This window comes from Pseudomonas sp. VI4.1 (genome assembly GCF_002029345.1).
GTDB lineage: Bacteria > Pseudomonadota > Gammaproteobacteria > Pseudomonadales > Pseudomonadaceae > Aquipseudomonas.
Genome location: NZ_MULM01000121.1, coordinates 1 through 11,927, shown reverse-complemented (window position 1 = coordinate 11,927; position 11,927 = coordinate 1). Strand labels below are relative to the sequence as shown.

At 56.8% G+C, this 11,927-nt stretch carries 8 protein-coding genes and 1 pseudogene; 3 read left to right on the top strand and 6 right to left on the bottom strand.

Going from position 1 to position 11,927, the window contains the following annotated elements:
• Positions 1–68 precede the first annotated feature (68 nt).
• The gene (locus BZ163_RS07925; RefSeq protein ID WP_128870472.1) at positions 69–2,090 is read right to left on the bottom strand and encodes a hypothetical protein; all 2,022 of its coding nucleotides are present in this window, start codon (positions 2,088–2,090) and stop codon (positions 69–71) included.
• Positions 2,091–2,232: 142 nt separating this feature from the next.
• Here BZ163_RS07925 and BZ163_RS07920 point away from each other — a divergent pair.
• Positions 2,233–3,003 (top strand): annotated as a pseudogene (locus BZ163_RS07920) (calcium:proton antiporter); the annotation flags it as partial.
• Positions 3,004–3,039: 36 nt separating this feature from the next.
• Here BZ163_RS07920 and BZ163_RS07915 read toward each other — a convergent pair.
• The 5 genes from BZ163_RS07915 to BZ163_RS07895 form a co-directional block, all read right to left on the bottom strand.
• Positions 3,040–4,398 (bottom strand): 8-oxoguanine deaminase, encoded by a 1,359-nt coding sequence (locus BZ163_RS07915; RefSeq protein ID WP_128870471.1) that lies wholly within the window; start codon positions 4,396–4,398, stop codon positions 3,040–3,042.
• Between the two features lie 258 nt (positions 4,399–4,656).
• Positions 4,657–5,343: an SDR family oxidoreductase gene (locus BZ163_RS07910; protein ID WP_128870470.1), complete on the bottom strand. Its 687-nt coding sequence runs from the start codon at positions 5,341–5,343 to the stop codon at positions 4,657–4,659.
• A 686-nt stretch (positions 5,344–6,029) separates the two neighbouring features.
• Entirely contained in the window at positions 6,030–6,611 is a 582-nt protein-coding gene (locus tag BZ163_RS07905; RefSeq protein ID WP_128870469.1) for a YigZ family protein, read from the bottom strand.
• Positions 6,612–6,618: 7 nt separating this feature from the next.
• A complete protein-coding gene (locus BZ163_RS07900; protein ID WP_128870468.1) occupies positions 6,619–7,269 on the bottom strand; it encodes a TetR/AcrR family transcriptional regulator in 651 nt (216 codons plus the stop codon).
• A gap of 194 nt (positions 7,270–7,463) precedes the next feature.
• A complete protein-coding gene (locus BZ163_RS07895) occupies positions 7,464–8,384 on the bottom strand; it encodes a LysR family transcriptional regulator (RefSeq protein WP_064679855.1) in 921 nt (306 codons plus the stop codon).
• A 139-nt stretch (positions 8,385–8,523) separates the two neighbouring features.
• On the opposite strand from BZ163_RS07895, the gene BZ163_RS07890 reads away from it, so the two are divergent.
• Complete coding sequence (locus BZ163_RS07890) at positions 8,524–9,873, top strand: aspartate aminotransferase family protein (RefSeq protein WP_128870467.1); 1,350 nt, start codon at positions 8,524–8,526, stop codon at positions 9,871–9,873.
• Between the two features lie 176 nt (positions 9,874–10,049).
• The gene (locus tag BZ163_RS07885) at positions 10,050–11,543 is read left to right on the top strand and encodes a CoA-acylating methylmalonate-semialdehyde dehydrogenase (RefSeq protein ID WP_128870466.1); all 1,494 of its coding nucleotides are present in this window, start codon (positions 10,050–10,052) and stop codon (positions 11,541–11,543) included.
• The last annotated feature ends 384 nt before the right edge of the window (positions 11,544–11,927 follow it).

Here is an 11,927-nt window from a genome sequence, read left to right as displayed (position 1 = left end):
AGCCTCAACTAATGGCTGGAATTTCTTGGCTAGGTTTTGTGCTTCAGCGTGTGCTTTCTTTAATAAACTCAATGAATCGCCTCCAATCCTGTCCGCGATTGCGATTTCTGCGTTCGAGGCGGTATTGAAGTCCAGATTAGCGGTTTGGGTAAAAAGTTTTTTAGGATTACATAGACCCAGAGTGGGAGATCTGTTCCGGGATCAATTTTCATTCTTTCCTCGCGTGGCATTTTTTCAATCACGTCTGCATACGCATAAATCGCTGCGAGGCTTTTTGGACATAACTGAAACAATATTTCACTTTCTACGAACATCTGAATAAGCGAGCTTGGATCAGCAGCGTAATGCCCCAGTCGAGAGCGGATGGCTTCGCTCAAAGCGTCACCCCTGTTTAGGCCCAGGAGTACTTTTCGAATAAAGTTCTGGAGATCTTCTCTTGTTTCAAAATCAGAAGCCTCCTGTTGCCATGGGCTGCCCTCTGTGGAAACTAGAATTAATTTTTGATGTAGGACTCTTAACAATCTAGTATTCCAGCGGTGAACCATCCATTTAGGAATATATTTGGCTTCAACAACTTGAACGGAATTTCCTAATAGATCTGCTACTGCCTGGAGGCTTCCTGTACGTAAAAATTCCAGTATTCCCTGCGTGCATCTAAGTCGATATAGGTTAACCATGGGTGAGGTTATGCCGACATTTTTTAACCGCAATGTGTAAATGTCGTACAGAGAAAGTCCTGGATTGGTAGATAGCGACTTTGTAAACTCGGGGTTAGACCCTATCTGATAGCGTGTCGAAATTAAAAAAAGTTTTCTCCAGCCGCTTTTCTTTTTATCAAGAAGTCGTTCTCTGATAAATTTTGTACACCGAATCACATATTCGACAATTCGTGTGCTGAGAGGTGGAAGGACGGAAACTTTCCGCTCTCTAGCGCGCGGCTTACTCACACTTAGAGTAATGCGTTTTGTATCCGAGTTTCCTCGGAGGTAGAATTTTCCATCTTGGGTATAGAGCTTAACGTTACCGAGCGCTGATGGGTTGAATGTTGGATTTTCAGTGATCACAATCGCGCAAGCAACCGCGCAGTCTCTAGGTGAGAGATTTCCTAGTAGGCGATTAAATGTTTCGATCACCTGATTGTTTTCAATGCCATCATCTCCAGCAATTCTCCAGATACCGGAAGTGAGTTTCGGTCTGGTGTGCGAGTTTTGTATGACACCGTGGAAAAATGGTATTCTTTTAAGCCCTTTATAAGTTAAAGTTGGAAGCTCATCGGTAAAATTTAAGTAATAGTACGCTGTAGCGAGAAACCAGCGCATTCCATTTTCTGTAGAAGGATCTGCAAGATGTTTACCGTTTTTGTGGAAGCAGCCTGAAGACAACACATCTTCTATTTCTTGAGTTGGAATGCTTTCAATAATAGTTCTACCTTTCTCATGGCACCGAAGCATTTTTTCCCAGTAGTCGACGCAGCAATCAACAACTGTGTCTGTCCGAAGGTCTAGGGTCTTTTTGAGATTCAGAAGATATGCGTCATCATTTAGGCTTAAGCCATCCTCGATTAGATATTTTTTTGGTAGCAAGCATTTGATGTCCTTTGGAATGGGGGCCCTTTCACGTTCATGGCCAAGTGGGCTGCTATTGTTACTATCTGATGTCGCATTAAAGGAAAGCGTTTCATTAGGAATATAAACATCTGGGGGAATAAATCCGCTGCGTTGGAGCTTCTTGTAGAGAAAAGCAATCCCTGACCAATGGTCAATTCTCGTTTTGTATTTCCGCCGGGAATCTGTAAGGAAATTACCGTAATGCGATAAGACAAAGCTGTCCCAGTTTTCTGGTTCAGGCGGAAACGGTCGGGAATCGCTTTTAACCTGGCTGAAAATGTTTCTTGCAGACCTGAAGTGGCCCCTATAGCTGGTCACAGCATTACTCAGGCACAAGCTTTTGATTCCTTCAGCCATTTGAACGAGCGCAGCTCTGTCAAAACAAGGGGGAACGGCCAGGGTAGAAGAGCGAAACCCAAGTATTGTTTCGTCGTCTGGCCAACTGAAATACAGGGAGTCGTCGGTGATTTCGTAACTGAGCATGGGATTTGGCCATTGGCGAAGGTCTCCTTGAAAAGTAGCCACTCGTTTGACGGTGTCAAATTTTCAGTGTCAAAAAATGCTCGTAACCAATTGATTTTAATGAGTATAGGTTTGGTATACCCATTAATATGTCTAGAAAACGCTTATGCTCGACATCAATGGCATCCTCGGTCTGGCTGCGTTGATGGGCGGGATCAAGCATGGCGAGCAGTCCTACAACGACGACTCGGCACGCAGCTACAGCGTGATGATCCTCACCGCCATGGGCGTGTCCATGGTGGTGCCGGAGTTCATTCCCGAGGCGAACTGGAAACTCTATTCGGCTTTCACCATTGGCGCGATGGTCGTGCTCTACACCCTGTTCCTGCGCATGCAGGTCGGGCCGCATAGCTATTTCTTCAGCTACAGCTATCCGGAAAAACGTCGCAAGAAGGAGCTGACCGCAGAGCCGGAGCCGATCAACCTGACATTGAGCATCGGGACGTTGGTGTTTGGTGTGGTGGTGATCGGCGCTCTGGCCGAAGTGATGTCCAAGACCCTCGACCTGGGGCTGGAAGGTTCGGGGGCACCGCCGGTGATCACGGCGATCCTGGTGGCGGCGATTTCCGCGGCACCGGAAATCCTGACGGCGTTGCGCGCGGCGCTGGCCAACCGCATGCAGTCGGTGGTCAACATCGCCATGGGCGCGTCGCTGTCGACGGTGATCCTGACAGTGCCGGTGATGGAAGCGATGGCGCTCTACACGGGCCAGCCATTCCAGATGGCGATGACTCCGGTGCAGACCGTGATGGTCTTCCTCACCCTGATCGTCAGCGCGATCAACCTCAACGATGGCGAAACCAATGCCATCGAAGGGATGACCCACTTTGTATTGTTTGCGACCTTCATCATGTTGTCGCTGATCGGTCTCTAGGACCACGACAAACCCCTGTGGGAGATTTGTGTTGTGTCAGACGCCGGCTATCAACTGCCGAGCCGCCTGGCTGTGATCCGCAATCAACCCCTTCAAATCCAGCCCTTCAACCTGCCCATCGATCACCCGCCACTTGCCGCCCACCATCACCCGATCCGCCCGATCCGCGCCGCACAGCAACAACGCAGACACCGGATCATGACTGCCGGAGAAGCGCAGTTCATCGAGCTTGAACAGCGCCAGATCCGCCTGCTTGCCCACCGCCAATTCACCGATGTCCGTGCGCCCGAGCAATTGCGCGGAGCCCTTGGTGGCCCATCCCAGCACCAATTGCGGAGTGATCTTTTCCGCGCCGTAACGCAGCCGCTGGATGTACAGCGCCTGACGGGTTTCGAGCATCATGTTCGAGGCATCGTTGGAGGCCGAACCGTCCACGCCCAGGCCGAGCAAGGCGCCGGCGGCGGTCAGGTCCAGGGTCGGGCAGATACCGGAAGCCAGGCGCATGTTCGAACTCGGGCAATGGCAAATTCCGGTGCCCGCCGCGCCGAGACGAGCGATTTCATCCGGGTTGAAATGGATACCGTGCGCCAGCCAGGTGCGCGGGCCGAGCCAGCCGACGCTGTCCAGGTAATCCACGGTGCGCAGGCCGAAACGCTGCAGGCAGAAGTCTTCCTCATCGAGGGTTTCCGCCAGGTGGGTGTGCAGGCGCACATCGAGTTTATTGGCCAGTTCGGCACTGGCCGACATGATTTGCGGGGTCACCGAAAACGGCGAGCAGGGCGCCAGCGCGATCTGGATCTGTGCGCCGTCACCCCGTTCGTGGTACTCGGCGATCAGGCGTTGGCTGTCGGCCAGGATCACTTCGCCTTCCTGCACGGTCTGCTGCGGTGGCAGGCCGCCGTCCTTTTCGCCGAGGCTCATCGAACCGCGAGTGAGCATGGCGCGCATGCCCAGTTCGCGAACGCTCTCGACTTGCACGTCGATCGCATTTTCCAGGCCTTGCGGGAACAGGTAATGGTGATCGGCAGCGGTAGTGCAGCCGGACAGCAGCAGCTCGGCCAACGCGACTTTACTGGCGAGGGCGAGTTTTTCAGGGGTGAGGCGGGCCCAGACCGGGTACAGGGTTTTCAGCCACGGGAACAACGGCTGATTGACCACCGGCGCCCAGGCGCGGGTCAGGGTCTGATAGAAGTGGTGATGGGTGTTGATCAGCCCCGGCAGGATCACATGCTCGCGGGCATCGAAGACTTGTCCACAGGGTATGGAAGGCTGCTGGCCGGCAGCGAGCACTTCGACGATCAAACCGTCTTGCAGCACCAGGCCGCCACGGGCATCGAGGTCGTTGGCCGTGAAAATCGCGAGGGGGTTTTTTAACCAGGTACGGGTCGCAGGCATAGTGGCCGGCTCCTCTGAAAGTTGGGTTCAGGGTTGCCAGCTCAGTGTTGCCCTGTCTGCTGATCCAGGGTCGCCGCGGGGGACGAGGTGCGCAGTTTCGAACAAAACTGCGCTGCGGGCAAGCCCACCCCGACCGGCGACGCAACCCCCTGTAGGAGCTGGCTTGCCAGCGAAGGCGTCGTCACTGCCAACAATGATGCTGACTGATACGCCGCCTTCGCCTGGCAAGCCAGCTCCTACAGGGGGGCACCGCGGTGTTTACCAGGGGATGGTTTCACCCCGGTAATTCACAAAATGATGCCCGCCCTTGCCGGTGTACGCGTTGACCTGATCAACCAACCCGCGAGTACTGGTTTGCACATCGATATCCGCACCTTCACCGCCCATATCGGTTTTCACCCAGCCCGGATGCAGCGACAACACCGTGAGTTTCTGCTCGCCCAGCTGCGTCACGAAACTGTTGGTCATGGAGTTCAGCGCCGCCTTGCTGGCCTTGTACAACGCCAGTTCCGGCGCGTCGGGCATGGTCACGCTGCCCAGCACCGAACTCATGAATGCCAGCACGCCGGTCTCTGGACGGATCTGCGCGGAAAAGCGCTGTGCCAGATTGATCGGGGCCACCGCATTGGTGAAGAACAGCTGGCCGACTTCGGCCAGCGTCGCGCCACCCGGTGTTTGAACGTCCGGGCCCTTGACCCCGGCATTGACGAACAACAGGTCGAACACTTCGTTCTTGAGTCGTTGGCTCAGGGCGATCACCGCCTGCTGATCGTCCATGTCGAGTTTTTCGATCCGCACCGCGCCCAACGCCTGCAAGGCTTCGGCGTTCTGTGGGTTGCGCACGGTGGCGGTGACTTGCCAGCCATCCGCCAGCAGGGTTTTCACCAGACCGAGGCCCAGGCCCCGGGAGGCACCGATGATGAGTGCGGTTTTTGCCGTAGACATGAGTGGTTTCCTTGATGAATGAAGATCACGGATTCAAAGGACAATGCTGCCCGATACGTTGCTGCAACTCATGTCGCAACGTGTCGAGTCCGGCCATGCGGGTTTCGATCAGCTTGAGCTTATGTTGCAGCAGTTACGTGAGGGCGCGCACGTCTCGAGGGGGCTTGGCCCTGGAGCATACTCCAGGCTTCAGCCTTGTTGCTCCCTGTATTTATGGAGCAAATCGAAACGTCGTGCACAGCAGGGGGCTGTGCGAGGCGCCTTGCACTATGTCGATCCCTGACCAGGCACTACTTAAGCGCAAAACCCTTGATCAGGCTCCGGTTTTGCTCAGGGGCTCTGGTCAAAAAACGAGCAGCCGCAACCAGCCCATGCCGGATGTGGGGCGGCGACACTCATGAACGGGTTATCCACAGATTGCTCCACAGTATTTGTGCGCAAGCGCCGGGCCCGGGCATAAGCAAAGTGCGGCTTTGTCCTAAAGGTGATAAACCACGCTAACTGTTTGTTTTTGCATGGATTTAGCTAATTTGATGGCACATTGGACGAAAAGTGTACAACGGCCGCAAAGCCGCATGACAGAAGGGTTACAGCCGGATGTGCTCAGGTTATCCACAGCCGGGTGCACAGCAGTTGTGGGCAAGTACATCGCTGTGACGAACGGGCAGTGAACGTTGTTGGTGCGATTAGTGCTGCAACAGAATGCGTCCGCGACTCAGGTCAGCCAGTTGCGATTGCAGGGTGTCGATCCGGGCCGCGCCAACGGCTAGTTGCAACTCGACACCATTGGCGGTGAAGGTTTCCTCCACAATCAAACCCCCTGCCTCGGCTACCCGAAGTTTTACCAGTGCCAATTCGGCAAACGCACAGGCACAACTCACCGGCACCCGACTGATCAACTCGATTTTCGGCGCCGCTTGCAGGCACTTGTTGGCACCGCCGCCATACGCCCGGGCGAGGCCACCGGTGCCCAGTTGGATACCGCCGTACCAGCGGATCACCAGCACTGCGACCTGATCGCAATCCTGGGCTTCGATCGCCGCCAGAATCGGTCGCCCGGCGGTGCCGCCAGGTTCGCCATCGTCGGTGCTGCGGTATTGATCGCCGAGCTTCCACGCCCAACAGTTGTGCGTGGCATTCAAATCGCTGTGCTGCTCGATGAACGCCTGGGCGTCAGCCGGGCTGCCGATGGGGGAGGCAAGGGTGATGAAGCGGCTTTTGCGAATCTCTTCGCGGTATTCACAGAAGTCGCTGAGGGTAAAAGGCATAAGTGTCTTAGACAGTAGGGGTCAGGCCGCAGCCCTTGAGGATGATTCGGATCAGGTTATTGCCGGCGTCTTCCATGTCCTGCCGGGTCAGCTTGCTGCGTCCGCTGACACGACAGATCTGCGTGGCGAAGTCAGCATAATGCTGGGTGCTGCCCCACAACAGGAAGATCAGGTTGACCGGGTCGACCGGGTCCATCTTGCCCGCGTCGATCCACGCCTGGAACACCGCCGCCCGCCCCTGGAACCAGGCGCGGTAGTCCTGGTTGAAATATTCGGTCAGGCATTCGCCACCGCTGATGACTTCCATCGCGAAGATCCGCGAGGCTTGAGGTTGACGTCGCGAGAACTCCATCTTGGCGCGGATATACCGCGTCAGCGCTTCAGCCGGATCGTCCTCGGCCGTCAGGGTATTGAAGGTGCTGTCCCACAGTTCGATGATATTGCTCAGCACCGCCACGTACAAACCGAGTTTGTTGGTGAAGTAGTAATGCAGGTTCGCTTTGGGCAGCCCGGCATTCAGGGCGATGGTGTTCATGCTCGTGCCTTTGAACCCGTGACGGGCAAACTCGTCTTCGGCAGCTTTGATGATGGTCTCTTCATTCTTCTGGCGAATGCGGCTGGCGGGTTTGCCACCGTGGGCTGGGACTTCAAAGGTCATAGGCACTTCCGAACAGGTGGGTGGGCGCAACCAGTGCGTTGATAGCGTACCCATGGGGATCAGACAAGTCCTGATGCGATAAAACCCGAACGCCACAACCCTGTAGGAGCGAAGGCGGCGTGTCAGTCGATATCAAATACAGCTGACATACCGCTTTCGCGAGCAAGCTTCGCTCCTACAGGTTTCCATCGCTTTCAGCGCGTCGCGGCCAGGCTTTCGAGGAAGCTTTCCAGCACCAGGTGCGGGCGGCGGCCCTTGCGTGTGACCGACGCCAGGCTCAGGTCATAGAACCGCGCTGTCGGTTTCAGCGCACGCAAGCGACCTTGCTGTACCCAGAGGCTGGCGTAGTGGTCCGGCAAGTATCCGATGTAGCGTCCGGTCAGGATCAGGAAGGCCATGCCTTCACGGTCGGACGCGCTGGCGGTGCAATTGAGTGCCTGGTAATGGGCCTGGATCTCGGCCGGCAGACGGAAGGTCGGCGCGATGGCGTCCTGGCTGTTGAGGCGTTCGTCATCCAATTGTTTGTCGTCGACATAAAACAACGGGTGACCGACCGCGCAATACAGCAGCGAACGTTCGCTGTAGAGCGGCTGATATTCCAGGCCCGACAGCGCACTGGCCTGCGGTACCACGCCGACATGCAAGCGACCGTCGAGTACGCCTTGTTCGACTTCGTTGGGCGCAATCATGCGGATCTGAATCTGCACATCCGGGCCCCGTTCCTTCAGTTGCGCCAGGGCGTGGGTGATGCGCATATGGGGGAGGGTGACCAGGTTGTCGGTCAGGCCGATGGTCAACTCGCCGCGCAAGTGTTGGTGCAGACCGTTGACTTCGGTGCGGAAACTTTCCAGGGCACTTAACAGTTGCAATGCCGACTGGTAAACCTCGCGACCTTCTTCGGTCAGGGAAAACCCGGCACGCCCGCGTTGGCACAGCCGCAGGCCGAGGCGCTGCTCCAGGTCGCTCATTTGCTGGCTGATGGCCGAACGGCCGATCCCCAGTACCGATTCTGCCGCGGAGAAACCGCCACATTCGACCACGCTGCGAAAAATCCGCAGCAGGCGGATATCAAAGTCGCTGACTTGTGCCAACGGATCGGGACGGCGGCTGCTCATGCGCTAATGACTCAAAGTTTAGTGGGTGGCCGACTGAACGTTAGAAAAGTTGGATTTCACCGACTTTATCCCCGTGGCAATTTAGCTGCAAGAACGCTTTTGATCTCTATGCCGCTTATTGCCCTGCGAGGTTTTGCTCATGAACTTGCCCGAAAACGCCCCGTCTTCCCTGGCCAGCCAGCTGAAGCTCGATGCTCACTGGATGCCTTACACCGCCAACCGCAATTTTCAGCGCGACCCGCGCCTGATCGTCGGTGCCGAGGGCAGCTGGTTGATCGATGACAAGGGCCGCAGGGTCTACGATTCGCTGTCCGGTCTGTGGACCTGCGGCGCCGGTCACACTCGCAAGGAAATCCAGGAAGCGGTCGCCAAGCAGTTGGGCACCCTCGATTACTCGCCAGGCTTCCAGTACGGGCACCCGCTGTCGTTCCAGCTGGCCGAGAAAATCACCGACCTGACACCGGGCAACCTGAATCACGTGTTCTTCACCGATTCGGGTTCCGAGTGCGCCGACACCGCAGTGAAAATGGTCCGCGCCTACTGGCGCCTGAAAGGTCAGTCGACCAAGACCAAAATGATCGGCCGTGCCCGTGGTTATCACGGGGTGAACATCGCCGGCACCAGCCTCGGCGGCGTGAACGGCAACCGCAAAATGTTCGGTCAGGCGATGATGGACGTCGATCACCTGCCACACACCCTGCTGGCGAGCAACGCTTACTCGCGTGGCATGCCGGAGCAGGGCGGTATCGCCCTGGCCGATGAACTGCTGAAGTTGATCGAGCTGCATGACGCTTCCAACATCGCCGCCGTGTTCGTCGAGCCGTTGGCCGGTTCCGCTGGCGTGCTGGTTCCGCCACAGGGCTACCTCAAGCGTCTGCGCGAGATCTGCGATCAGCACAACATCCTGCTGGTGTTCGACGAAGTGATCACCGGTTTCGGCCGTACCGGCAAAATGTTCGGTGCCGATACCTTCGGCGTGACCCCGGACCTGATGTGCATCGCCAAGCAAGTCACCAACGGCGCGATCCCGATGGGCGCGGTGATTGCCAGCTCCGAGATCTACCAGACCTTCATGAACCAGGCGACGCCTGAGTACGCGGTGGAATTCCCCCACGGCTATACCTATTCCGCGCACCCGGTGGCTTGCGCCGCGGGCCTGGCGGCACTCGACCTGCTGCAAAAGGAAAACCTGGTGCAGAGCGTGGCCGAAGTCGCACCGCATTTCGAAAATGCGCTGCACGGCCTGAAGGGTTCGAAGAACATTATCGACATTCGTAACTACGGCCTGGCCGGCGCGATCCAGATCGCACCGCGTGACGGCGACGCCATCGTGCGTCCGTTCGAAGCCGGCATGGCGCTGTGGAAAGCTGGGTTCTACGTACGCTTCGGCGGCGACACCCTGCAGTTCGGCCCAACCTTCAACAGCAAGCCGCAAGACCTTGATCGTCTGTTCGACGCGGTCGGTGAAGTGCTGAACAAAATCGACTGATTTGACAAAACCTTTGTAGGAGCGAGCTTGCTCGCGAAGGATACGAGGGCGCCGCGTTCATCCAGGCAGCCCCCATTATCGTTGACGTCCATCGCGAGCAAGCTTGCTCCTACAGTAGCCTTTTTATACAGGCGTCCTCGAATGGGCGCCTGTGGACAACTTTTCTGGAGCCCTGCATGAGCCTTATCCCGCATTTGATCAACGGCGAACTGGTCACTGAAGATGGTCGCACCGCCGACGTGTTCAACCCGTCGACCGGCCAGGCCATTCACAAGCTGCCGTTGGCCAGCCGCGAAACCATTCAGAAGGCCATTGATTCGGCCAAGGCTGCGTTTCCGGCCTGGCGTAATACGCCACCGGCCAAACGTGCCCAGGTGATGTTTCGCTTCAAGCAACTGCTGGAGCAGAACGAAGCGCGTATCGCGCAGCTGATCAGCGAAGAACATGGCAAGACTCTCGAGGATGCTGCCGGTGAACTGAAGCGCGGTATCGAGAACGTCGAGTTCGCTTGCGCGGCGCCGGAAATCCTCAAGGGTGAATACAGCCGCAACGTCGGCCCGAACATCGATGCCTGGTCGGACTTCCAGCCGTTGGGCGTGGTCGCCGGTATTACTCCCTTCAACTTTCCGGCCATGGTGCCGCTGTGGATGTATCCGCTGGCGATCGTCTGCGGCAACTGCTTCATTCTGAAACCGTCCGAGCGTGATCCAAGCTCGACGCTGCTGATCGCCCAGCTGTTGGTGGAAGCCGGTTTGCCTAAAGGCGTTTTGAGCGTAGTGCATGGCGACAAGGCGGCGGTGGATGCGCTGATCGAAGCGCCGGAAGTCAAAGCGCTGAGCTTCGTGGGCTCGACGCCGATTGCCGAATACATCTATGCCGAAGGCACCAAGCGCGGCAAACGCGTGCAGGCGCTGGGCGGGGCGAAGAACCACGCGGTGCTGATGCCGGATGCGGATCTGGATAACGCTGTCAGCGCACTGATGGGCGCGGCATACGGTTCCTGCGGTGAGCGTTGCATGGCGATCTCGGTGGCGGTGTGCGTCGGTGACCAGGTGGCGGATGCGTTGGTGGCCAAACTGACGCCGCAGATCAAGGCGCTGAAAATCGGTGCCGGTACGACCTGTGGTCTGGACATGGGGCCGTTGGTTTCCGGTCAGGCTCGTGACAAAGTCAGTGGCTATATAGAAGACGGCGTTTCGGCGGGTGCATCGCTGGTCGTCGATGGTCGTGGTCTGAGCGTGGCCGGTCATGAGGAAGGTTTCTTCCTGGGTGGCTGCCTGTTCGACAACGTCACGCCAGAAATGCGCATCTATAAAGAAGAGATCTTTGGGCCGGTGCTGTGCGTTGTGCGCGTCAACAGCCTGGAAGAGGCCATGCAGCTGATCAACGATCACGAGTATGGCAACGGCACCTGCATCTTTACCCGTGATGGGGAAGCGGCGCGGCTGTTCTGCGATGAGATCGAAGTCGGCATGGTTGGCGTCAACGTGCCCTTGCCGGTGCCGGTGGCGTATCACAGCTTTGGTGGCTGGAAGCGTTCGCTGTTCGGCGACTTGCATGCGTATGGTCCGGATGGCGTGCGTTTCTACACTCGTCGCAAGGCCATTACCCAGCGCTGGCCGCAACGGGCGAGCCATGAGGCGTCGCAATTCGCATTCCCTAGCTTGTAAATAGAAGGGAACAAGGCCGGCACCCTCTCTTGAAGGGGGGCCGGCCTTCGTGTTTCCGGGGTTTTTTGCCTTATATGACAGAATTGTTAAATTAGGTGTTGACGGCAGATTCTGGAAGTCTATAATTCGCCCCACTTCCGGCGCAGTCTAAACGGAAAACTCCTTGGTAAACAAGGAGTTACGCAGTTTTCGACAGTGAGTTGCTTCAGTTCATCGAAGCCCAGAAGGAGTTGATCAGGCAGTGTGTTGTCGCCTTATCAACGGTTCGATCTTCTCGGTCGAAAGCGGAGTAAAAGAGGTGTTGACAGCAGCGAGTAACGCTGTAGAATTCGCCTCCCGCTGACGAGAGATCGGAAGCGCCAAGTGGTTGAAGTTGCAAGGGAA